Consider the following 22301-nt stretch of genomic DNA (forward strand, 5'->3'; position numbering starts at 1 on the left):
TGAAAGACCTATGACAGGTGAAGATCGGGAGGAAACGATATGGATGTTCCAGCCAGCATGAAGGCCGAATTGGCAGCTTGGAACAATGGGACCGGCATCGATTTACAAAGCTGGGTTGGCTGCGAGGGCCGATTTGCACTTGCTGTGGGGTACAGCACCGTTTTCTGGCCGGAGTTCGTAACGTTCGAACGCTACGTTTTGATGGAAGGGTTCAGCGAGGAGGGCCTGCGAAGCTTCGAACGACACCCCAACGCCACGCGACAGTCTGTGGAAGCGGTCATGAACCACTTGCATATTGCCGATATTCACGCCTTGGGCATCGCCGACATTTCTCGCGACAAGCTCGTGTTCCTCGGCTCAGTCCTCAAGGAGATTTATGAAGCAAAACTGCAATGGCGGTTTCCGGACCGAAGGTTTGTCGTCGAGTTTTTCGATCCGGAGCCCAAAGACCTGGAGGACTACCAGCTGTCTTTCTGGCAGGCAGACTAGGATAAAATCGGTCGAAAGCGAGCAACCCGGCGATGGTCAACCAGCCAATGCGGATCGAAATTGAAGGCGTCTCGCTGGAGGTTTTGCGGGCACTGTCGCGCGCGGACCAGGATCAATTGCTGGCCTTCGGCCGCCCGATTTCCTTTACCATGGGCAGCGCCACCGTCCTGGCCGAATTCAATCGCGATGGCGGCACGCTGCTGGTCAACCTTGCCCATATCGACGGTGGTGGCGAAGGCGTCCTGCTCGTCTTGTGGAGGCTTGTCCGGGCCTATGCCACCGATCGGCAAATTCAGGCTGATCCGTTGGAATGTCCACGCGGCGACGTGCGCCAAACCTAATCCCCGGCTGCAGCGCTTCCTGCGCTCCCATCACTTCGCCGAAATTGGCGATCCCGACTACGGCCGCATTTTCGCCCGCAGCCAGCAGCTTTGATCGGCCAGCGGCCGCTCCCGCCACGATAGGCCGCCTCCAACGCCCAGAGGCGATAGCCGTAGCGGCGGAAGAAGCGGGCGAAGAGGCGCTGCTGCCTGGCGCGGGCGAGGTCGGCGCTGCGCCTTTCCTGTCGCCACTGCGGCATGTTGCGGAACATCGACAGGAAGCGGGCGGCGTCCTCGATCGCCTCCTCGGCCGACTGCGCCGGGCGGATCGCCGCCAGGAACAAAGCGCGGCTCGGCTTCATCCGGTCGATCGCCGCCTTGCGCTGGCGATGGCCCTGGCGCGCCGTGCGGATGCCGTCCTGGCGGATGGCCGCGAAGGCGGCAAGCATGGCCGGGCTGTCGCCGGCATAACCGCAGGCCTGGGCGAACTGGGCGAGGTCCATCGTCACTCCCTTGCATTCGGTGGACGGAGCGGCCGCGGCTGCGTCGATTCCAGCTTGCATGAGATATAAGCATAACTCAAATAAATGAACAAGTGAAACTTTCACGCCGGTGTAAGCGGAACCGACTCGACTCCGCCTCGAAAACCGATAATGTTGCGAACAAAGCAGGAACAACGATGGGGATGACCATGGCATTAGCGGGCAAGGAAGCGACGATCGCCGATGTCGTCTCGATTGCCGTCGAGTGCATCGATTGCGGCCGCAACAGGTGGTGGAAGCCGGCCGAGCTCAAGCGGCATGGGGTGATGCCGGAGACACCGCTATCAGCACTTTCGGGGCGCCTGATCTGCAAGGCCTGCCGGGCCGACGGCCTGCCGGGCGCCGCCGTTTCGATCCAGGCTGCCTTCATCGACGACCGGCAGCGGGCCCGCGCCGAGGCGCGCCTGCTCAACGGTCGAGAGCTGGAGCAATCGAGGCGGGCTTGAGGGAGGGCGTGCTGCTCTTCCCTTCTCCCCTTGTGGGAGAAGGCGGCCGAGCGAAGCTCGGTCGGATGAGGTGGTGTTGGACGGATCGCTACCTTGATGGCCTAAGTGCTTAAAATCGCGTCTACATTTCCTCCGCCGCGTTCCTTCCAGCACCCCTCATCCGGCTCGGCGCTGTGCGCCGATCCACCTTCTCCCACAAAGGGAGAAGGCAACAAGCCTCAATACCCCAGCAGTTCCTTGAGCGGGATGACGCGGAAGACGTTCTTGATCGCGTAGCGGTTGAAGGTCAGCGTCTTGGGCGGATTGTATTGCTCGACGATCAGCTCGGCGGCGGTGCGCTTGACCAGCTTCTTGATGAAGGCCTTGCCGTTTTGCTCGTTCTCTTCGGGCAGCGTCTCGATCACCACATGGTCGCCGGGGACGGCGTCGCGGCCGCCGCAATAGATCATCTCGCCGGGCTCGTAGCGCGGCACCATCGAATCGCTCAGCACGTGCAGCGCAAACACGTTGCGCAGATGCCGGATCCCCGGCGGCCGCTGGACATAGCCGGCCGGCTGGCCGTTGAAGGTGAAGTCGCCATCGTCGCCGCCGACGGCGGTGCCGAGAAGCTGGATGTCCATCGGCCCGGCGGGCAGGGGGCCGGGATCGGTGACGATCTCGGCATCGGCAACCGGCCCGGCATCTTCGAGGAAGGCGACCTCGCCCTTGCCGAGCGCCACCGGGTCGACGCGCAGGAAGGCGGCGGTCTTCAAAAGGTTCTCGGTCTTGGGCAGGTTGCGCCCGGTTTCCCAATTGCCGACGGCAGCGACGTCGGTGTCGTTGTGCTCGGCAATGTGGCGCATCACCAGGCCGCGCTGCTTGCGCGCCCGGCGGATCGCCGCCCCGACCTTGATCGACAGTGCAGTTTTCACCATGGCTCCATCTGAGGCACAAGATTCGGTTTCGTCTATGCAAGAATCACTTGCATTACCACTTGAGTTATGCTCTTATGTAGCCATGCACAAGTCGCTCCGCCAGCTTTCGGTCCTCGAATCCGCCCTTCAGCGCCAAGGAGGCGGCCGAGATAGGCATGTGCCAGCCTTTTCGCCTTCGTCCTGGCTGTCCTCCTCCCCGGCCGGGACGATGCCCGAGGCTCGCGCCTCGGATCCGGCAGCGCAAGCGGCCGGAACGGCCGGAGCCGTTCCCTCACGGCTCCGGCCACGAGTTGCCTGCTGGCCGTCAATGCGGATGCCGCGGTTTCCTGCATCCGCACCGAGGACGGTACGGTCATCGCGTTCGATAAGCGGGCGGGCAAGGCAGCCTCCGGCGCAAGGCAGGCGGCCGAGATGAAGCTCGATCGTAGCAGGCCGCGCGAGGGCTGACCGGCTTTCGAGCCTGAGGCCGGCGAAGCCGGCGCCGCACACAACCACCTTTGCAGGGAACAGAACGTCATGGCCGCCCGCTACTCCGCCTCCGAACTGGAACAAATCGAGAACTGGCTGATGAGCGGGCTGTCGGCCGCGAAGATCGCCGCCCGGCTGAGTGCGCTGCGCGGCCGCCCGGCCTCGCGCGCGGCCATCATCGGCATCGTCCACCGCACCGCCCGTCTGCGCACCATCGGCCTTGCCAGATCCAAGGGCTGGTGTAGCGGACGGTCGGGCGGCCGGCATGGACAATCGGCGCCAGAGCCGTCGAACCCCGCCGGCCAGGCAGGGGCCGTACCGGCCGAGCACCACTGCCGCCCGGCAAGGCTGTCGGCCAGGCTGGCGCCGCCGGCCTGGCAGCCGGGTCCGGTTCGGATCACCGGGTCCGATGGCGAGCCGCTCGAAATGCCGGCGCCGCGCCCGATCGCCGCCGGCGGCCGCCAGCCGCACTTCGTCGCCATGCGCTTCATCGATTGCCTGTTCGACCGCTGCCGCGCGCCGCTCGATACGACGCCGCAGGAGGATGCGGAAAACGACGCCCCCGGCAGCCGCCCCGGTTTGGACATGCTGTGCTGCGGGCTGCGCACAAGGCCTTCGAAAAGCTACTGCGCCTATCACGCGGCGCGCTTCCTGCGCACGCTGCCGGCCAAAGCAATTTGAGCCCCGCTGGATGACGGAAATTCGCCAGAGCCCGACGACAGAAAACCAGGAGGACAGAGCCGATGAGCAACAAAACCGTCCAAAAGACCAAAACCAGGCTGCCGCGATTGCCGAAGGGCGAGGCCGAGCAGGTGCGCATCCGCAAGGAGATCGGCCATGATTTCGCGCTGAAGGACGACCGGTTCGGCCGCAAGCGGCTGGCCAAGGGAACGCAGGAGGCGGCGCGCCTCTATGAGGTTTCCAATGACGGCCACACCGCGACCGGCGGCATCGTGCGGGTGCGCAATGTCGACCCGCTGACCGGCCTCACCTCGTTGTCGCGCCAGCAGCGCGAGGCAGGCATGCGCTACCGCCAGGATTTCCGCAACTCGTCGGAGGCAAGCGCCAAGCCGATGGCCTGGGCCGAGCGCGTCGACGGCGGCCGCACTGGCAGCGGTGTCGCCGATCACATCCTGTCCGCCGGCCGCGACCATGCCGAGGCCACCAGGGCGCTTGCCCATTGGGAAATCGCCGGCATCGTGCAAAGGGTCTGCTGTGCCGACGCAACGGTGAAGAGCCTGGCCGAACAGGCCGGCGAGCCGCGCGACGTGGTGGTGAAACTACTCAAGATCGGGCTCGACATATTGGCTGTGTATTACGGCATGATGCTGATGCGCAAGCCGAGGTGAGGAGCCCCACCGATCCGGCCGGCACTGCCGGCCGGATCGATCCGTCAACGACGGCAGACACGGATTCTTTCGATAACCCGGTGGTGATGACGCCAATGCTTGACGACCTCGGTATGACAGCGCCGGTGGTGCCGGTAGCGCGGCCTGTAGTCCTCGTTATAGACATCATAGCGGTAACGGGGGACGTACTCATCGTCGTAATCGGAATACCGATGGTGGCGATAATAATAGTCGTCGTCATAGCCGTTGCCGATGCCGATCGTGACACTGCCGCCGGCATTCGCCGGGCCGATCACGGAAGCCGCCGAGGCGATGGCGATCACCGAGGCAAGCAGGAGCTTCTTCATAGCTACCTCCTTCTTTAACGTCCCTCTAATAGAAAAACCCCCGAGGGGCAGCCTCGTTCCATAGATTGGCAAGATGTCACGAACCGAGGGCCCCAAATTAGCGCCAGCGGGGCAAAAACGCCTCTGGCTGTGCGCCAGGGTGGGGCCGCCGACGCAAGCCTCAAGCGGGTCGTGGTCCGCGCCCTATGTATCCCGTCAAACAGCGACAAATTGGCCAGCGCCAGTCCCGTCACCTGCCGATCTACAGAACATGGCCCAGTTCCAGCAAAACGAAGGCGGTCGCACCCAGCACAGCGAGGGCGTAGGCCGCATAAAGAACAAGCAGCATCACCTCAAAGTCCCGGACGAAACTTGCGGCAATCCTGGTCTCCTGAGGTTCCGCTTTCTCGATGCTGTCGGTTTCCAGCTGCTCCGTTGCCACGACGAGGCAGACGATCCTGTCGTTTTCGGCCGCCTGTAATATCCGTTCGGTCAAATCGACGGCAATCACTGGATCATCGGCCAACTGATCTCGCGATAGCCAGCTTTCAGTGACAGTCTGGATTTCACGCTTTTTCACGCATGCATAATTGCGCCAACTAAATTAGGTTCCACTAAAATACATGGAATGCGTCGACCCGATCGCGATGTGATGAGGCGTGGCCCTCCTGGGCGGCGAACTGCCGCCTGAGGCCCGCATTTGCCGACCGTCGAGGCGAATCTCGATCCGCATCCTCCGATCAAAGGGCGCCGGCTTCTTCATAGGCTGCTACGGTGCGCCATTGCTGGTAGGTCGCAATGCCAAAGCAGCCAAACTCTCATATCGCGAACGCAGCGCCGACGTCTTCAGTGCCGACCGGCTATGACGAGGATCGCATGCTTACTTATATCCGGCTGCTCGACGCGTCGGCCGAAGGGACCGATTGGCGTGAGGTCGCCCGCATCGTTCTGCACATTGATCCGGAGGAGGAGCCAGACAGGGCTTTCCGGGCGTGGGCGACACACCTGGCGCGTGCACGATGGATGACCAGGAAGCGGAACGAGTTGCGTCAATTGCATGATGAGTGGTGGGGATGAGCACCATCTAAGCGGAACTGCCGTCCCGGTCTGGCCGTTGAGGGAGGAGGCCAACATGAAAAAGCGCCCAATGACTTCTTGGGGAGCCAATACTTTCGAGCTGTGCTGCCTTCTTGCAGTTCCGCTGTCGCTTATCCTTACCGTTTTCCTCGCGGGTCTCATCCTTAGCTGACCCCGGGGATGGTTGCCGTGTCGGTCAACGTGGCACCAAGCCCGCCTGAAGGATTCGGCGGGAAAGGCTGCCGGCACCGTTACTTCACAGCCGCCGCCATCACATCCGAAAACAGCGCCCGCTCCACCGCCGGCTCCAGCGTCTCGGCAAAAGGCGTTGCCAGATGGTGGCGGTCGCGGAAGGCGAGTTTGCCGTCGATGAAGACGTGGCAGGTGGTCTGGTCGCAGAAGCGGTCGGTCATGTCGATATAGCTGGCGTTGGGTGTCGAGCGCACGATGTCGCGCTCGATCGTGGCGATGTCGTCATTTGCCGCCATGATCCTCGGCGTATCGCATGTCGCGGGCGTCTGTCCCCGCCACAGCGCCCGCGCCACGCATTTGTCGGCGTAGCTTGCATTGTAGGGCACGTCCCTGATGACCGCGACCTTGATGCCGGCCTGGCTGAATGCTTGAAGCGTCCAGGTCAGGCCCGTCCGCCACTGCTCTTGCCAATCGGCGTGCTTTAACTCCTCGGGCGATTCCTTGATCACATTGCCGATCGAGAATTCCGAGATCACCACCAGTTGCGGATTGAGCGCGATGATGTCCTTGACCGACTGCTGGCGCCATTGGTCGCACTCGGTGTAGTCGCGCTTCAGCCGCCAGTTCCAGGTCGTCACCCGCGAAGCCCGGCAGGAGGATTTGAGAAAGGTGACGACGCGAAAGTTGTTCTTCTCGGCTGCCTTGATCAGCGGCGTCGACCAATGGTCGGCATGCGAGTCGCCGAACAGCACGACCGAGCGCTGGGCGTCCTTGCGGCCGAACATGCAGGGCTTTGGCTTGACGGTCTCGAAATCGAGCACGCAGCCGCCATTGGTGGCGCGCACGGTGGAGAGCTGGGCGGCGCTGTCGGCGATGACGTGCTGTTCGGGGCTGAGATTGTGCTCGGCAAAGCGCGCATTGCCATAGGCCGCGGCCACGCCGGCGCCGGTCAGCGCGACGGCGGGCACCAGCGCCCGCGCCGCTCCGGCCATCAGCCAGCCGTTGCGGCGGATCGGGTTCTCGATGAAATGATAGGTGAACATCGACAGAAGCAGCGTCAGCGCCGCGCAGGCAAGCCGGTCAAACGTGGACAGGTTGGGAACCACCATCGCGGCATAGACGATGACCGGCCAGTGCCAGAGATAGAGCGAATAGGAAAGCCGGCCCAGCCATTGCAGGGGCGCCAGCGCCAGCACGGCGCTCGGCAGATTGCGGCAGCTGCCGCTGAGCAGCAGCAGCACGGTGCCGGCGACAGGCGCCAGCGCATTCACCCCGGGAAAGGGCGAGTCTTCGTCCAGCATCAGATAGGCCCACGCGATCAGCGCCAGCCCGAGGCATGCCTGGAGGGTGGCCAGCAGCGGCCGGTCGCGCCAGATCCTTGCCGGCGCCATGGTGGCGAGGCCGCCGGCGGCGAATTCCCAGGCCCTGAGCGGCGAGAAGTAGAAGGCCCAGGGCTGCGATACTTCGGTCAGCCAGGCGCAGGCGGCGAAGGAGGCTAGGCCTGCGACGCCGATGACGATTATAGCGGTGCGCTTGCCTGGGCGCAGCCATGCGGCGGCAAGAAGCAGCGCCGGCCATGCCAGGTAGAACTGTTCCTCGACCGAGAGCGACCAGAAGTGGATGAAAGGGTTGTTGGTGGCGTCGGCGGCGAAATAGTCAAACGACCAGCGGATCAGCCAGAGGTTGATCATGTAGGCGGAGGCGAACATGGCGCCTTTCGAATAGAGCGCCTGTTCCTCCGGCGACAGGATGAAATAACCCGCGAACAGCGTGGCGAGGATGACGAACAGTGCCGCCGGCAACAGGCGCCGGGCGCGCCGGGCGTAGAAGCGCCAGAGATTCAGCCGCCCGGTTTCGGTGATTTCCGTAACCAGGTGTTTTGTAATCAGGTAGCCGGAGATGACGAAGAAGATGTCGACGCCGGCAAAGCCGCCGGGCAGACCGGAGAGACCAAAATGAAAGGCAATGACACCCGCCACCGCCAGCGCGCGCAGCCCTTCGATGTCAGGCCGAAATGATGCCGACACAGTCACCTCGTGCAAGGAATACCCACCTCGCAGAGGCTCGACCCGATGCGCCGATATTGCAATGCAACAAATCTAACGCAGTGCAACATAGGGGGAGGGCGCGGCTCCTCCAACTCCCAGCGTGGGCGATTCACTCACATGAGCGGTTCAGTCAAGAGAGCGATTGATATTGAAGCGAAGCGAAGGGTGCCGAGGCAATCACGCCTTTTTCAAAAACTCGGTCTTCAGCACCAGGCTCTTTACCTGCCTGGTGCTGCATTCGATCTCGCCGGGATTGCCTGTGAGGCGAATGTTCTTCACCAGCGTGCCGCGCTTGATCGTCTCCGAGGTGCCTTTGATCTTGAGATCCTTGATCAGGGTCACGGAGTCGCCCTCGTGCAGCGCCGTGCCATTGCTGTCTCTTACGATCGTGTCCGTCATGGCAGGTCTTTCGCGGGGGGCTCCGGTGCGGAGGTGGTTGGGCCAGTCCCCGGCCTATCCCACGGTTGGCGGCGAGGTCAAGCGTGCCGGGTCAAGCCCCTGGGTCAAGCGTGCCGGCTGTCAATGCCATGTGGACGGCCGATCGGAAAACCCGGGTTGCGAGCAGACGGGACCCCCCTGGGCCCATAATGGCATTGCCGCTCCGCGACATGCGCTCCGACCAGGCCGTCGTCCATGCGATGGCGCCACGGCAATCGAACAAAAGCCGTGGCCTTCATTACGCAGATATTCCGGCACGAGTTCAAATCGCTGAGCGCCGGCCGGTGCGGACAGGAAAGTGGCGGAGCTGCCCGCCCTTTCGCTTGGTCCGTTATTGCAATCGGCAAGAGGCCGGCGGTCACTTGTTGGCGCCACCGAGCTGGTTGGCCATCTTGCAGAAGTCGGCATGCATCTTGGCAATGCCTGCGTCGCTGCATTCCTTCAACATCATGGCCCGGTCGCTCGTGGACATGGCCATCCATGCCGCCTTGATTTCGGCTTCCGACTTCATGGTCTTCATGCCGGCGTCGGTGAAGAAGGGCGTCATTTTCTGCGGATCGTCGAGCGCCGAAGTGCCAGTGGTACCGGCGGCAAGCGCTGCGCCGGTCATCATTGAAAGCGCCATCGCGCCCATGCAAAGCATCTTGATGTTCATGATCATTCCTCCTGAGCTGCTGCCTTGAGGTTGTCCATTAGCGATCTACGAAGGAACGGCGTTTTGACCCAAAAGTTCCAGGTTCTGGCGCAAGCATGGAACAGGATTGCTGGTGCCGCCATTTATGCAAAAAATTCTACCGTGACGGAACTGCCGCGCTGCCGGCAGCAAGCCAAACGACGGCAAATCAAAGCTTCGCTGCAGGAGAGGTTGCGAAGTTGCACGCCGGCTCAATATGCCCGATCATGGCGATGGCGGGGCGGAGGTATCAAGTGGCGGCAAATAGTCGAAACGGCGCGCACCTGTCGGAGACCCGGCGGGCGAGCATTGTTTCCGCGGCCAGGGCGCTTCCGCGCACATCGTTGCCCAGCGTAGCGTCGGTCGTGACGGCCGTCGCGGCGCTCTATTTCGGGCGCGAGGTCTTTCTGCCGATCGCAATCGCCCTGCTGCTTACCTTTGCGCTTGTGCCGATGGTGTCGGCACTCAAGCGAGCCGGCATTCCGCGTCTTCCTGCCGTGATCGCCAGCGTGCTCGGCGCATTCACGGTGCTGGCGCTGTTCTCCTTCATAGTCGCCACACAGGTCAGTGAACTGGCGCAGAACATCCCGCTTTACCAGGCGAATATCCTGACCAAGGTCCGGTCGCTCAAGGAAACCGGCGTCGGCGGAGGCATCGTTTCCAGATTGAGCCGGGTGATCGAACGCGTCGGCCAGGAACTCGACAGACCGGAACCCGCGCAACCCGCCGCCGATCAGCCTCCGCGGGAGCCGATCCCGGTCGAAATCGTCGCGCGCGAACGACCGCTCGAGGTTCTCCAGAATCTGATCGGCCCGCTGCTGAGCCCGCTGGCATCGGCCGGACTGATCGTCGTGGTGGTCATATTCATGCTGCTCGAGCGGGAGGACCTGCGCGATCGCTTCATACGCCTCGTCGGCTACGGCGATCTGCATCGAACCACCGAGGCGCTGCAGGATGCCGGCAAGCGCGTCGGCCGCTATCTGCTCATGCAATTGGTCGTGAACATCGTCTATGCCGTTCCGATTGCAATCGGACTTTGGCTGCTGGGCATACCCAATCCATTGCTGTGGGGTTTGCTGGCGCTGGCGCTGCGCTTCGTTCCCTATATCGGCCCGGTTATCGCGACGCTGCTGCCTCTGTTCCTGGCGCTGGCCGTGGCGCCCGGCTGGTCGCTCGTGCTATGGACCGCCGGGCTTTTCGTGGTGGTGGAACTGATCACCGGCAACGTGATCGAACCCTGGCTCTACGGCTCGCGCACCGGGCTGTCGCCGTTGGCTATCATCGTCGCGGCGATCTTCTGGACCTGGCTCTGGGGGCCATTGGGCCTCGTTCTGTCGACGCCGCTCACGGTCTGCCTCGTCGTGCTCGGCCGACATGTGCCGCAGTTCGAATTCCTCGACGTTCTGTTCGGCAACGAACCCGTGCTCGAACCGCACGCCCGGCTTTACCAGCGGCTGCTGGCCGGCGATCCCGAGGAAGCGACGGACCATGCCGAGGAGATGCTGGAGGAAGAATATCTGGTCGAGTTCTACGACAAGGTCGCGATTCCCGCACTTCTGCTCGGCGAGCAGGACCGTGTGCGTGGTGTGTTGAGCGATGAGCAACGACAGCAGGTCGCGGGCAGCGCGCTGACGATGGTGGCGAACCTCGACGACAGCGCGCAGGAGGAGGCGGAAGCGGGCGACACTGCCGCGGCCGAGGACAACGGCTCACACGAGGACAAGCAGGTTCAGGGGGAGGTTCAGGGCGGGGACGACACCGAACTACCGGATGGCACGGGCATGTCGGTGCTGTGCGCCGGAGGGCGCGGCGAACTCGACGACGCGGCTGCCGCCATGCTGGCACAGGTGCTCGAAGTCCAGGGCGCCACGGTGTTGAGAGCGAGCTTCGCCGATATGGAACCGGGGAGCATTCGCCGCCTTGAGCTCGACGCTATCGATACCGCCGTCGTCGGATTTTTGAGCCGGAATTCCGTCAAGCACGGCCGGTTCCTGGTCCGTCGGCTGAAACGCGCCAAACCAAGGTTGCGGGTGGGTATCGTGTTGTGGTCGGAACCCGACAGTGACAACCAGGAGGCAGCCGCCAAATTGGCCAATGAGATCAACGCTGATTTCGTCGCACACGGAATGGTCGGTGCGGTGCTCGGTGCGTTGTCCAGCAATCCGCCGGTGGCGCTGAAGACCACCGCCAAACGCCGCATGCGCCGCCTGGCGCCGGCGCGCAAGAAAGAGCCGCTCGCCGCGGCAAAATAAGCGCGGCGAATGACGGCGGCAGGTGGGGTTATTACCGTTTTCGCGAAAACGGTAATAACGAAACGGATCAGGTTATCTTCGCAAAGTCGCGCTGAACCGTCCGGACGGTGCCGCGGCAAACGGCGCCAACCCTCATACTGTCCAGAAATAGCGCACCGTATGAAAGAACACCGGGGCGGCGAAGACCAGGCTGTCGGCACGGTCCATCATGCCGCCATGGCCTTCGATCAGGTGGCCCCAGTCCTTGACGCCCTGATCGCGCTTGATGGCGGAGGCGACCAGCCCGCCGAAGAATCCCATCAGGCAGGCGACCAGAGCGACGCCGGCCGCCTGCAGCGGCGAAAACGGCGTCAGGAACGACAGCAGCGCGCCGAGCAGGCTCGATGCCGCCAGCCCGCCGACCAGTCCCTCCCAGGTCTTCGACGGCGAGACCGTCGGCGCCAGGAGGTGGCGGCCGAACAGTTTGCCGAAGATATATTGCAGCACGTCGCTGCCTTGCACGGTGACGATCAGGAAGGCGATCAGCAACAGGTTGCGGCCTTCGAAACCGGGTACTTCGAGTGTTAGCAGCGCCGGCACGTGGCTGACGCAGTAGACCGAGATCATGACCGCCCATTGCTGCGCCGAGACGCGCTCGAGAAAGCGTTCGGTGTCGCCGTGCAGTGCGGTGATCGCCGGCATCAGCAGGAAGCAGTAGACCGGGATGAAGATGGTGAAGAGCCCGTACCAGGCGGTCCACACCAGCCAGTACTGGAACGGGATGACGATGCCGAACATGCCGAGCAGCACCCAGTGGTCGCTGCGGCGGCTGTGTGTCAGCGTCACGAATTCGCGCAGAGCGGCGAAGGAAATCAGCGCGAACAGGATGGTCATGCCGGGGCGGCCGAAGAAGAAGGCAACGGTGATCGCCACCACCATCACCCACCAGGCATTGATGCGCTGGGTGAGGTTGACCAGCGTCGGCGACAACGGTTTTGGCGCGCGCCATGACAAGACGCCGGCGACGACGCTGGCGCTGATCAGCACCGCCAGTAGGCCGACAATCAGAATGAGGGTTTCGTGCATCATCGGCAGCATTTTGCCTTGGTCCTCAATCGTCTCGTTACGGCCGGGGGTTCAGCGCCAGCAGCGTTTCGCGGGCACGGTCGAGAAAGGCGCGGCGTTCCTCACCCGGTTGAATAGCGATCGGCGCGCCGAAGACGACACGGCAAAGCAGCGGCACCGGCACGAATTGCCCCTTGGGCAGCACCCGCGACATGTTCTCAATCCAGCACGGGATGAGTTCGACATCGGGCCGCGCCATCGACAGATTGTAGAGGCCGGAGCGGAACGGCAGCAGCGGTTCGTCGGTCATGTTGCGCGTGCCTTCGGGAAACAGGATCAGCGAATGGCCCTGATCGAGCACCGACAGCATGATCGAGATCGGGTGCTGCGTTTCATCCGTCCACTGCCGGTGGATCAGCACGGAAGACAGCATGTCCTCGGCAATGAAACGGCGCAGCCGCGTCTTGCCCCAATAATCGGCGGCGGCCACCGCATGGGTACTGGCGCGTTCCTTCTCGCTGAGGCAGGCCGACAGCAGGATGAAATCGCCGTGGCTGGCATGGTTGGCGAAGTAGATGCGCTGCCGGTCCGATGGCTGGCTGCCGTTCCAGATCGGCCGCACGCCGGTGACCGCCCAGGCCAGCGCCGACAGGCCGACCGAGGTCACCGTCTGCAGCAAGGTATAAGTGCTGACACGAAGCTTTGTCATCGACCGGCTCAAAAGAATGCCGCGACGACCGAGGCCGCCGCGAACAGGCCGAACGTGATACGCTGCTTGGCAAGCAGGCGGCGCGTGCCGGCTATCCGCTGGTCGAGCGAGCGGCCGCCGGCCGCCGTGGGTTTCAGCCGCATGCGCGCCAGCACATCGTCGACCGCGGCACCGCCGCCTGCCTCGCTGGCGTGGCTGGCCATCAGCCGGAACAGCAGCGCGTCGAACAAAAGCAGGGCCGAGAGAATGATTGTGGCTATGGCACCCGCTGCGGCGATCAGCCAGGCTACCGCCGACAGCGACGATGTTTGCGGCACTGCCGCCAGGCCGACGACCGGCGCCGCCAGCAAGGCAGCGGCAACCAGCAGCAGCGGCCATGCCACCAGCACCATCAGCCCGGCGGCGAACGTCTCGGCCCTATCTCGAAAGGCGGTCATGCCGGTGCGTCCACGCCAAGATGCACCGGCCGGCCCGCGGCGGCGAGCTTGCCTCGCGCCTGAGCCGGCGTGTCGGCCCGGCCGCTGGCGACCAGCCATTCGGCGATGACGGCGGCGCTGCGCTGGAAGCCAAGCGCACAGCAGACCAGCACCGTGCCCTGGCCCCGCGCCGTCTCGATCGCCGCCACCGCTTGCGCACGCGCCTCGCGAGACGGCGGCAAAAGGTCGACCATGGGCAGGCTCACCCAGCGGATCGAGGCGCCACGCGGCCTTTCCAATTCGCCGGCAAGATCGACCACCGTGCCGAAGGCGTCGGCCTCGGCGGCGGTCGGAAAACGGCCGAGGCAAACACCGTCGGCGATGACGATCTGCGCTGGAAGCTTTCGCGTCCACGCCCACACATTGACCCTGGCAACAAGGCGGTAGGGCCAAAGCAGGAGACGGCTGGCCAGCGACACGCGGCCATCAGCTGTTTTCTGGAACACTTTGGCGCCGGCGCCGGCATAGGCGAAAGCGACGATGGCCAGCGCCAGTGCCGGCCACAACAGGATGAGCCACAGCGCCGAGACCAACGCGCCGGCAGCGGCACTGGCCAGCGCAAGGCTTGCGCCGAGCGCATAGAACAGCGCCAGCCGCCGCGCTTTCGGGTCAACGCTCAGGCGGAAGCCGTCGAATGGCAGCTCGCCGTCGCGCGGAAACAGCCACAGAGCGAAAAGGCCGAGCAGCGCGCCGGTCGGAATGTCGATGAAATGGTGCTGCCACGTCGTCAGCACCGAGGCGCCGATCAGGAAACACCAGACATGCCAGGCGGCGCCGGCGATGCCGGTCAACCTGTGACGCCAATGGTCCCAGATGATGACCAGTAGTGCGATGTGCAGCGACGGCGCCTGGTTGAAGGGCTTGTCGAAGCCGCCGAGCACGGCGAACATGAAACCGGGCAGGCCGCTTGTCTGCGGACGCACGAAGGTCGCCGTCAGCGGGAACAGGATAAAGCAGGCGACGGCGATGATCTGCGCCGTCAGATAGCGGCCGGCGAGGCGGTCGACGCCGTTCTTCGAATTGTTCAACAGCAGCGACAGGCCGTAGAATAGATTGATCGACCAGTAGGGCACGATCGTCCAGGCAAGGAACGGGATGCCATGCTCCCAGCCGAAGACGATGCTGCCGAAATCGTCGCGCCGCGACGCCAGCCAGTTGGCGAAGCCGTAGGTGGAGTAGAAGAACGGCGCCAGAAATGCCAGCCACAGCGCGGCGCGCAGGACTATCCCGGGATACGGCTCGCGCGGCAAGGCCGGAAGGGCAGGGGCATCGCGAGGCAAGGCAGAGGCAGGCAAGTCCATGCTCAGACGCGCCGGGCGATCGAAACGGTGAAGATGCCCCACTGGTCGATGCGCTGGTCGAGCTTCTCGAATCCGGCGCCCGCCACCAGCTGGTCCATCTCGGCCTGCGTGCGCCGGCGCATCACCCAGGCCTGGCCGCCGCGATGCGAGGTCAGGCTGCGCGCGATCATCTCGAGCTGCGGATGCCAGGGCTGGTTGGTGTAGACCAGCAGGCTTCCCGGCTGCATGGCGCCGGCCAGTCCACCGAGCGAGCGGGCGATCATCGCATTGTCGGAAAACAATTCGTAGAGCCCCGAGACGATGGCGAGATCCGGCGCCGGGTCGAGGCCGGCCAGCATCGTGGCGTCGAAGGCGTCACCTTGATGGAACGAGACGCTCGCCGGCAGCTTGCGCTCGGCGATCAGCTTGCGGCCGAGCGAGATATTGAGCTCGGAGAAATCCTGCAGCCGCACGCTGGCCGGCGGCTCGGCGCATTTCTGCACAGCATCGAGCACGTAGCGGCCATGGCCAGCGGCGATATCGACGATATGGACCGGCCGGCCGGCGGCCTTCAGCGTCTCAGCGGCACTGCCGATCAGCTCTTCCAGATGCAGCTTGCGCTGGCGGATGCCGCGCCAGCCAATAGCATCGAGAAAGGTGCGGTCGATCATGCGGCCGCCGGGGCCGATGCCCCGCGCATCGTTCTCGTAGACATAGTCGAGCGTCGAGCCGGAATCGAAGCCGGTGGCAATCCCGGTCTTCATGCCGGACGACAGCCATGCGCCCATGCGGATCGAGGCGCGGCTGATTGCCCAGTAGAGACCTTTGGGTGACAGTAGCGGCAGCGGCGAGGCCAGCCGGTCGGCCTCGTCGCGTGTGTAGCCGGCGCGGTCGGCCCCGGTCAGGTCGAGCGGCTTTTCCGGCGCCGCGAACTGCTTTTCGAGGAAAGGCCTGATCAGGTCGAGTGCCTTGTGGCGGTCGCGCTCGCCCAAAGTGTCGTGGAAGAAGCCGGGCAGCACATGCCGCTCCTTGGCCGGGCTCGCCAGATTGACGAAAAACTCGTGCTGCGGTCCATGCCGCACCACCCAGTCGCTGCCGGAGATCAGAAGCTGTGTCGGCACGGTGATGGCGCGGGCATCGGCGACGATGCGCGCTGCGTGGTCGTAGAGTTCGACCAGGATGTTGGAGGCGATCGGCCGGGTGATCAGTGGGTCGGCGTCGAAGGAGGCGATGCGCTCGGGATCATGCGTCAGGAATTTCGCCTTGACGTAGGAATTGACGAAGAAACGGCCCTTCAGCTTCTGCCACAACGCAATGCCTTGCTTGGCGAAGGGCACGTAGAGCTTGACCGAGAAGGCCGGCGAGGCCAGCACCAGGGCGCGAATGTCAGGCGCATAGTCGTGCACCCAGGCGGCGGCAAGCACGGCGCCGAAGGATTGCGCGATCAACGCTATATCGCGCCGGGCAAAGCCGTCACTGCCGATCTCGCGCACGAAGCAATCGATGTCGCGCACCAGCGCGGCAAACGACGGCGCATAGCCGCGCTCGCCGGCGGAGCGGCCATTGCCACGCGCGTCCCAGGCATAGAAGGCGTGGTCGGGCATCTGGAGCTCGTCGACCAGATGCGCCATGCGGCCGCCATGCTCGTGGCCGCGATGGAACAGCAGGATGGCACCCTTGCGATGTTCCGACAGCGCCGGCCAATAGCGATAAAAGATCTCGGTGCCGTCATGGCTCTTGAAGCTGCGCTCCTGCGCCACCCGCTCGACGTTGGCTGGAGCCACGGCGGCAACCGTCTGTTGGTGAAGCATGTTGTTCTCCCTGGCGAGACCGGAATTCAGCTGCCGTTCCCGTTAAGGCCGCCGCGTATCCGGTTGATGGCGGTCACCAGCGAGAGTGTAGCCATGGCCGGAAACACGAGCGGCGTGAGCGCCGGGACCCACAGGCCGGACGCGATAAGCACCGCGAGGATGCCAAGCGCCAGCGCCCGATCGCTTTTGCCGAAGGGGCCGGCATAGTTGCGCCCCGCTCCGGCCGCGATGCCGAGCACGCCGGCGAATTCCGCAATCACCGCCGCGATAGCGAATGCAACGACGCCCCAGGCAGGAAAAATGACGGCAAAGGCCATGATCAAAGCGAGATCGGAGACAACATCGCAGAGCTCGTTGAGATACATGCCGAGCTTCGAGGCCTGGCCATGTTCCCTTGCCAGCATGCCGTCGATGGCATTCAGCGCCATTCGCGTAAACAGCACGAGCGGCATCAGCAGAAAGACCATGCGGTGGCCGGCAAGGGCTGCCACCACAAGGCCGGTGAAGAGCGAGAGGGCAGCGGCCAGCAGCGTGATCTGGTTGGCGGTGACGCCGGCCCTGGCCAGTCCGTCGGCAAGCGGCCGCAACCTGGCCTGAAAGGCCGGTTTCAGCGCATAAAGCGTCGGCATATGCGAACCCCCCGGCCGCGGTGCAAATAATGTTGGCGAGGATGGTCAATTGGCGCGCAAGACGCAAGGGCGTCGCCCTGCCACTTTTCGACATCCGGATGTGTCGGCGCTAGCTTTCGCTGTTGACATTGTCGCCCGGGAACAGTGCGGGCAAGCTTTGTTCGGCCGCCGCCCAGGCGCGACTGTGGTAACGCCGCAGGATGAGAATGCATGCGGCGAAGACCAGCAGCCCGCAAATCACGCCGAGCGTCATGCCCCCGCCAAACGCGGACTTTACAACGATGCCGGTGAAGACGCCGGCGATGGCGCCATTGATCGTGCCCACCATCCCCGCGGTGGTCATGAAATATTGCAGCGGTGAGGGCCTGAGGCCCTTGTCGACCAGCACCGCCGAGGGATCGTCATGGGTGGAATTGACAAGGTATCTTTGCAGGACGGGCGTCAGCTCGACGAAATAGTGGCGGATCCTGGCCATGCCGCGGGCATGCACCATGTCCTCGATGGCAACCTGCACCGCGCGCACGAAGGTGACCAGGCCGATGAAGAAAAGGCAAGGCAGCAAGATCAGGCTGAACAGCACGAACGGCCTGCCCATCTCCGTGACCTGCGCGACGAAGGACAAGGCAATGGTTGCGCTCGAGACCGAGGTCAGGAACAGATCGGCTCGCTGGTTCGCTTCCTGAATGGTCGCGGCGCGAGCATTTTGCAGCACGAAATGCTCGGTCGTCAGGCACTGCAGGGCTTGCTGCGCCTGGTCAGGCGGAACCGGAGCGTCGGGAGAACGGGTCATCGACAGTTGCCCCCTCTGCCCGCCGGAACCGGCAGGGCAGAAGGGAGGGTCGTCGTCCTGATGCGAGCCATCAGGACTTGCCGTTGCCGTCGTTGATGGCGATACGCTTGGCCTTGGCCTGGGCGCGCTCCGTCTTCGGCCGCGTCACGCTGAGCACTCCGTTCCGGAACGCGGCGTTCACCTTGCCTTCGTCGACTTCGTAGCCGAGCGGGATACGCCGCTCGAAACGGCCATAGAAGCGTTCGGAGAACTGCCTGTCCTTGTCCTCGGTCTCTTCACGCTTCTCGCCGCGCAGCGTCAGTACGCCGTCATCGAGCAGCAGCTCGATGTCCTTCTCGTCCATGCCGGGGATCTCGGCGGTGACGCGGATCTCCTTTTCGCCATCGGAGATTTCGACACTGGGCCAGCTGGCGCGGGCAGCGGAGAAGCCACCGAGCGACGGCAGCCGCGTGTCGAAGCCGCGGAACGCCTCATCGAACAAGCGGTTCATCTCGCGATGCAGCGTCAGGAAGGGATCGCGATCGCCGTCGCGGAACAGGCTGGGGGCCTGATTGTTCTCCCGGCCCCAGGGAATGAGATCACGAATAGCCATTGCATAGTCTCCTTTCTCGACTGGTGCATTCAGGCAGCCTGCTTGTTTGCTTCGTCTTGCGCGACCTTCGGCCCGGTCTTCGGCGAGGCGACATCGGTCGCGATGGCGATGCGCCGAGGCTTCATCTCCTCGGGCACCTCACGTACCAGATCGATGCTGAGCAGGCCGTTGTCGAGCGTGGCGCCCGCGACCTTGACGTGATCAGCAAGCTCGAAACGGCGGGTAAAGGGCCGTGCGGCGAGGCCATGATGCAGATACTCCGCGTTATCCGGCTCCTTGTGCTGGCCGGAGACAATCAGGAGGTTGGGTTCATGGGTGATTTCGAGGTCGTCCTCGAAAAAGCCAGCGACGGCGATGGTGACGCGGTAGTTGTTCTCGCCGCTGCGCGCGATGTCATAGGGCGGCCACGCGTCGAAAGCCTGCGGGGCATTTTCCAGCAGGTTGAAGACGCGGTCGAAGCCGATGCTCGACCGATAGAGCGGGGAAAAGTCGAATGCGGTTCTCATAGCTACATCCTCCATCGAGCAACATAGATACGAGGAGCGCCAAAGAGCTGGCGCTCCCTGGTTTCGCCGGCCCCATTTCGGCGACCGGTGCCATCGATCTGGTTATTGTCCGCCGCAAGTCAAGACCCGGCGGCTTTCGCGTTGCCGGTTTTTCGGTCGGTTCGGCGAGGCTGCCAATCTCCCTATTTGCGGCGAGATGTCCGGCAGGAGATTGCCTGTTTGCCAGCTGGCTTCAATCGCCAACGCCGAGTTCCCCGGCGGGTCATTGTCTGCCGCAGGTCAAGACCCAGATTCCTCTGTTGCCGGGGCTGCGTTCCCGGCAATCGCAGATGGAGCTGACATGACACGCGACGAGATCATTTCTGTGGTGGGCCCGGTCGACGACGCCGTTATCGCCGACATTGCGGCGACAGACGGGACGGTCCAAGAATTGCGTGAGGCCCTGGCCTGGATCGCCGCCGACGAGGCGCTGGTGAACGAGGGCCGACCGCTGCCGACGGCAAGAGTAGCGATGCTGATCGAACTGCTGCAAGGGCCGGACGAGGAGGAATAACCGGCCATTTCCGCGATGCTCTTGAACCGCGCAGAGAGACGAACCATGTCCTTCAGCGGCGCCGGCCGGCCGCCGGTGCCCGCCAGCATGACGTTGCTGCTCAAACAAGAAGACGATCACAAGACACGGAGGAAGTGATGGACGACGTCCGCTTTGCCGAGCCGATCACGTTGAAATTCCAATCCAGCGAGCGCAAGGTCGCCAGCAGTTGGGAAGCCATCGAATGCATGCGCCAGCAGTGGCCGGACCGTGCACGGGGCCGGAGTTGGCGCGCTGCCTATCGGACCTGCCGGGACGCGCTCGACGGTTGGCACACCGCGCGTGATGCGCGCAAGGCCTTCGCCAGGGCGGCGCGCAAGGCCGGGTTGCTCGCATCGGCCCGCAAGCCTGTCGACCACGCCGGCTAGTCCGGACCCCTCCGATATTGTGAGATCCAAAACAAGTGGGGAGAGGCAGCTGCCTTTCCCCCACTCCGGAAACTTTGTCCGCTGTCTAGTGGTACCCACCTGACTTGTACCCACTGACATAAGAGTCCGGCTCGGGATTTCCCTTGGCTACACGCGAAGGAGCGGGATTTTGCTTGGGCCAACTCAGTTAGTCACCGTCGTGAAAAGTTCGAGTACCAATTCCATTCCCACGTTCTGCCTGCATCAGCGGAGAACGCACGGCTGTAAATCGGGGTTTGCGGGTTGCGCTTATCCCAGTGGAATTTCACGATAACGTCCTTGCCGGCCACAACCTCACGGCCGAAGAATTCGCCTTCGTCGCCATTGAACGAGCCCACCTTTCCGTCGTCGAGTTTGCCCGCGTTGCTGTCGGCCCAGTAGATCGTCCAGAGACGCGTCGTTGGATCGAACAATCGCACGGTGAGGCCCTCGAACGGCTTTCCTCCCAACTCCGTATGAAAAATGTCGAAGTTGCCCAAACCCATTAGGATTTGGCGGAACTCTTGGGTCGCGTCGAATTCCTCCCACTCGTCGCTGCCGGCCAGCGGTTCCTTCAACGTACGGTTCCTGATGTTCCAGTTGCCCACCAAATAGTCGAAGTCATTTTTGGACGACGTCTGGCTCGCCGTTATCGCAAGTTTCCCGTCCGATGAAAGAGAGAACGCACTCATCTACTCTCCTTTGGATCGACGTCGTGCCAGCACTGCCATCGCCGCGGACATGACGAATGTATGGGCGTTTCTGCGATGACTTCGGCGCGCTTCGCAGGTCCAATCGCGGCAACAAGTGGATGGGACCCAACCGCGCGTCGTGAGGCACGCCCGCCGTCGCCTCCATGTTGCAACGCGTAAGCCGAAGACCCGTTCCGGACACGATCCGCTTCGGTTAGCTCCGCCACTCCGTCGCGAAGTCGCGTTGCTCCGCGCTCCACACAGGATTTGCTAACCGCCTTGAACCCCTGAACCGACCGCCCAACCGGATACCAAGTGTCAGATTCTGACCACTAGCGGCTGATCGGCTTGCTCTTCAGTGGACGGTGATGATGCCGTTTACGGCCCGCCATTCGGAGGGCTGGATCAGGTGATGATGGGCGACGCGCACCGAATGCAGCGGGCCTTCGATCTCGCGCTCCCAGAAATCGAGGAAATGCTTCAGCGTCGGGAAATCAGGGGCGATATCGTATTCCTGCCAGATGTAGAGCTGCAACAGGCTCCGATGATCCGGCAGGCGGTAGTGGATCTCCGCCGTGGTGAGGCCAAACCCTTGCATCTGGAGCTGAAAGTCCCTGCTGGTCATGCAATCTTCCTTCCGTTGAAATCTCCGTCCGCGAAAACGCCTCTGGTTCCACATAGGTTCCAGTCGCGTCGGGAGAGCGACGAATGTGCAAGCAATTACAGTACATTGGCACTCTCATTGGTCGAGTGCTAAAATTTTTGCGTGACCCTCTTGAAAGCAGAAAAAAGCGCGACTAGTTCGTATGCGCGCGATGCCTGATGAAGGGGTCGCGCACCCCGTGCCGGGCCGATATTGCCGGTCCGGTGAGGAGGATCTTCGAAAATCTGTTTGTCCCGAGAGGAGAACGACATGACGTTCCGTCCATTGCACGACCGTATCCTGGTCCGCCGTATCGAGGTCGACGAGAAGACCGCCGGCGGCATCATCATCCCCGACACCGCCAGGGAGAAGCCGCAGGAGGGCGAGGTCATCGCCGCCGGCCCCGGTGCGCGCGACGACAGCGGCCAATTGCAGCCGCTCGATGTCAAGGTCGGCGACCGCATCCTGTTTGGCAAATGGTCCGGCACCGAGATCAAGCTCAATGGCGAGGATCTGCTCATCATGAAAGAGAGCGACGTGCTGGGCGTTATCGAGGGCGCCGGCGAGATGAAGAGGGCTGCCTGAGCGGGGCCTGAACAAGCATTCCAGTCAACGAA

General features: G+C 63.4%; 28 protein-coding genes. 9 read left to right on the forward strand and 19 right to left on the reverse strand.

Going from position 1 to position 22301, the window contains the following annotated elements; all coding sequences use genetic code 11:
• Positions 1–39: 39 nt before the first annotated feature.
• On the forward strand, positions 40–489 hold the full coding sequence (locus NKH43_RS27620) for a hypothetical protein (RefSeq protein WP_352860806.1): 450 nt from the start codon (positions 40–42) through the stop codon (positions 487–489).
• Here the strand turns inward: NKH43_RS27620 and NKH43_RS27625 are convergent.
• Positions 486–824 (reverse strand): hypothetical protein, encoded by a 339-nt coding sequence (locus NKH43_RS27625; protein WP_352860807.1) that lies wholly within the window; start codon positions 822–824, stop codon positions 486–488. The two genes, NKH43_RS27620 and NKH43_RS27625, sit on opposite strands and share 4 nt — an antisense overlap.
• A 2-nt stretch (positions 825–826) precedes the next feature.
• On the reverse strand, positions 827–1312 hold the full coding sequence (locus NKH43_RS27630; RefSeq protein ID WP_352860809.1) for a hypothetical protein: 486 nt from the start codon (positions 1310–1312) through the stop codon (positions 827–829).
• 182 nt (positions 1313–1494) lie between these two features.
• On the opposite strand from NKH43_RS27630, the gene NKH43_RS27635 reads away from it, so the two are divergent.
• Positions 1495–1797 (forward strand): hypothetical protein, encoded by a 303-nt coding sequence (locus NKH43_RS27635; RefSeq protein WP_352860811.1) that lies wholly within the window; start codon positions 1495–1497, stop codon positions 1795–1797.
• Positions 1798–2015: 218 nt separating this feature from the next.
• On the opposite strand, the gene NKH43_RS27640 is transcribed toward NKH43_RS27635, so the two are convergent.
• Positions 2016–2711: an XRE family transcriptional regulator gene (locus tag NKH43_RS27640; RefSeq protein WP_352860813.1), complete on the reverse strand. Its 696-nt coding sequence runs from the start codon at positions 2709–2711 to the stop codon at positions 2016–2018.
• 516 nt (positions 2712–3227) lie between these two features.
• Here NKH43_RS27640 and NKH43_RS27645 point away from each other — a divergent pair.
• Together NKH43_RS27645 and NKH43_RS27650 are read left to right on the forward strand one after the other, a co-directional pair.
• Entirely contained in the window at positions 3228–3860 is a 633-nt protein-coding gene (locus NKH43_RS27645; RefSeq protein ID WP_352860815.1) for a GcrA cell cycle regulator, read from the forward strand.
• Between the two features lie 62 nt (positions 3861–3922).
• On the forward strand, positions 3923–4528 hold the full coding sequence (locus NKH43_RS27650; protein WP_352860817.1) for a DUF6456 domain-containing protein: 606 nt from the start codon (positions 3923–3925) through the stop codon (positions 4526–4528).
• 44 nt (positions 4529–4572) lie between these two features.
• On the opposite strand, the gene NKH43_RS27655 is transcribed toward NKH43_RS27650, so the two are convergent.
• Complete coding sequence (locus NKH43_RS27655) at positions 4573–4875, reverse strand: hypothetical protein (RefSeq protein ID WP_352860819.1); 303 nt, start codon at positions 4873–4875, stop codon at positions 4573–4575.
• Between the two features lie 241 nt (positions 4876–5116).
• Positions 5117–5434 (reverse strand): hypothetical protein, encoded by a 318-nt coding sequence (locus NKH43_RS27660; RefSeq protein ID WP_352481649.1) that lies wholly within the window; start codon positions 5432–5434, stop codon positions 5117–5119.
• A 218-nt stretch (positions 5435–5652) separates the two neighbouring features.
• On the opposite strand from NKH43_RS27660, the gene NKH43_RS27665 reads away from it, so the two are divergent.
• Complete coding sequence (locus tag NKH43_RS27665; RefSeq protein ID WP_352860821.1) at positions 5653–5931, forward strand: hypothetical protein; 279 nt, start codon at positions 5653–5655, stop codon at positions 5929–5931.
• Positions 5932–6182: 251 nt separating this feature from the next.
• Here the strand turns inward: NKH43_RS27665 and NKH43_RS27670 are convergent, their stop codons facing one another.
• The 3 genes from NKH43_RS27670 to NKH43_RS27680 form a co-directional block, all read right to left on the reverse strand.
• On the reverse strand, positions 6183–8150 hold the full coding sequence (locus NKH43_RS27670) for an acyltransferase family protein (protein WP_352860822.1): 1968 nt from the start codon (positions 8148–8150) through the stop codon (positions 6183–6185).
• Positions 8151–8348: 198 nt separating this feature from the next.
• Positions 8349–8570 carry an alkylphosphonate utilization protein gene (locus NKH43_RS27675; protein ID WP_352860824.1) on the reverse strand — a complete coding sequence of 74 codons (222 nt, stop codon included), beginning with the start codon at positions 8568–8570 and terminating at the stop codon, positions 8349–8351.
• Between the two features lie 397 nt (positions 8571–8967).
• Positions 8968–9264: a hypothetical protein gene (locus NKH43_RS27680; RefSeq protein ID WP_352860826.1), complete on the reverse strand. Its 297-nt coding sequence runs from the start codon at positions 9262–9264 to the stop codon at positions 8968–8970.
• A 272-nt stretch (positions 9265–9536) separates the two neighbouring features.
• Here NKH43_RS27680 and NKH43_RS27685 point away from each other — a divergent pair, with 272 nt between their 5' ends.
• Positions 9537–11534: an AI-2E family transporter gene (locus tag NKH43_RS27685; RefSeq protein ID WP_502906518.1), complete on the forward strand. Its 1998-nt coding sequence runs from the start codon at positions 9537–9539 to the stop codon at positions 11532–11534.
• 132 nt (positions 11535–11666) lie between these two features.
• On the opposite strand, the gene NKH43_RS27690 is transcribed toward NKH43_RS27685, so the two are convergent.
• From NKH43_RS27690 to NKH43_RS27730, 9 genes are all read right to left on the reverse strand, one after another.
• Positions 11667–12602, reverse strand: coding sequence for a phosphatidate cytidylyltransferase (locus NKH43_RS27690; RefSeq protein WP_352481711.1), 936 nt, complete (start codon positions 12600–12602; stop codon positions 11667–11669).
• Between the two features lie 34 nt (positions 12603–12636).
• Positions 12637–13287 carry a lysophospholipid acyltransferase family protein gene (locus NKH43_RS27695; RefSeq protein WP_352860828.1) on the reverse strand — a complete coding sequence of 217 codons (651 nt, stop codon included), beginning with the start codon at positions 13285–13287 and terminating at the stop codon, positions 12637–12639.
• Between the two features lie 8 nt (positions 13288–13295).
• Entirely contained in the window at positions 13296–13724 is a 429-nt protein-coding gene (locus tag NKH43_RS27700; RefSeq protein WP_352860829.1) for a hypothetical protein, read from the reverse strand.
• Positions 13721–15064 (reverse strand): phosphatase PAP2/dual specificity phosphatase family protein, encoded by a 1344-nt coding sequence (locus NKH43_RS27705; protein ID WP_352860831.1) that lies wholly within the window; start codon positions 15062–15064, stop codon positions 13721–13723. Before NKH43_RS27705 ends, NKH43_RS27700 begins: the two co-directional genes overlap by 4 nt.
• A 2-nt stretch (positions 15065–15066) precedes the next feature.
• Positions 15067–16854, reverse strand: a complete 1788-nt coding sequence (locus NKH43_RS27710) for a bifunctional alpha/beta hydrolase/class I SAM-dependent methyltransferase (protein WP_352860833.1) — start codon at positions 16852–16854, stop codon at positions 15067–15069.
• 26 nt (positions 16855–16880) lie between these two features.
• Positions 16881–17483: a CDP-alcohol phosphatidyltransferase family protein gene (locus tag NKH43_RS27715; protein WP_352860834.1), complete on the reverse strand. Its 603-nt coding sequence runs from the start codon at positions 17481–17483 to the stop codon at positions 16881–16883.
• 109 nt (positions 17484–17592) lie between these two features.
• Positions 17593–18273 (reverse strand): hypothetical protein, encoded by a 681-nt coding sequence (locus NKH43_RS27720; RefSeq protein ID WP_036244507.1) that lies wholly within the window; start codon positions 18271–18273, stop codon positions 17593–17595.
• 70 nt (positions 18274–18343) lie between these two features.
• Positions 18344–18865, reverse strand: coding sequence for an Hsp20/alpha crystallin family protein (locus NKH43_RS27725; protein ID WP_352860836.1), 522 nt, complete (start codon positions 18863–18865; stop codon positions 18344–18346).
• 29 nt (positions 18866–18894) lie between these two features.
• Positions 18895–19371 (reverse strand): Hsp20 family protein, encoded by a 477-nt coding sequence (locus NKH43_RS27730; protein ID WP_352860837.1) that lies wholly within the window; start codon positions 19369–19371, stop codon positions 18895–18897.
• A gap of 340 nt (positions 19372–19711) precedes the next feature.
• Here NKH43_RS27730 and NKH43_RS27735 point away from each other — a divergent pair, with 340 nt between their 5' ends.
• Positions 19712–19924 carry a hypothetical protein gene (locus NKH43_RS27735; RefSeq protein ID WP_245278542.1) on the forward strand — a complete coding sequence of 71 codons (213 nt, stop codon included), beginning with the start codon at positions 19712–19714 and terminating at the stop codon, positions 19922–19924.
• Positions 19925–20061: 137 nt separating this feature from the next.
• Complete coding sequence (locus NKH43_RS27740) at positions 20062–20331, forward strand: DUF982 domain-containing protein (protein WP_023718100.1); 270 nt, start codon at positions 20062–20064, stop codon at positions 20329–20331.
• Between the two features lie 191 nt (positions 20332–20522).
• Here NKH43_RS27740 and NKH43_RS27745 read toward each other — a convergent pair whose 3' ends face one another.
• Together NKH43_RS27745 and NKH43_RS27750 are read right to left on the reverse strand one after the other, a co-directional pair.
• A complete protein-coding gene (locus tag NKH43_RS27745; RefSeq protein WP_352860839.1) occupies positions 20523–21041 on the reverse strand; it encodes a hypothetical protein in 519 nt (172 codons plus the stop codon).
• Between the two features lie 355 nt (positions 21042–21396).
• On the reverse strand, positions 21397–21666 hold the full coding sequence (locus tag NKH43_RS27750) for an usg protein (RefSeq protein ID WP_023718102.1): 270 nt from the start codon (positions 21664–21666) through the stop codon (positions 21397–21399).
• Positions 21667–21954: 288 nt separating this feature from the next.
• Here NKH43_RS27750 and NKH43_RS27755 point away from each other — a divergent pair, with 288 nt between their 5' ends.
• Positions 21955–22269, forward strand: a complete 315-nt coding sequence (locus NKH43_RS27755) for a co-chaperone GroES (RefSeq protein WP_352860841.1) — start codon at positions 21955–21957, stop codon at positions 22267–22269.
• The last annotated feature ends 32 nt before the right edge of the window (positions 22270–22301 follow it).

This window comes from Mesorhizobium sp. M1163 (assembly GCF_040318415.1).
In the GTDB taxonomy this organism is placed as follows: domain Bacteria; phylum Pseudomonadota; class Alphaproteobacteria; order Rhizobiales; family Rhizobiaceae; genus Mesorhizobium.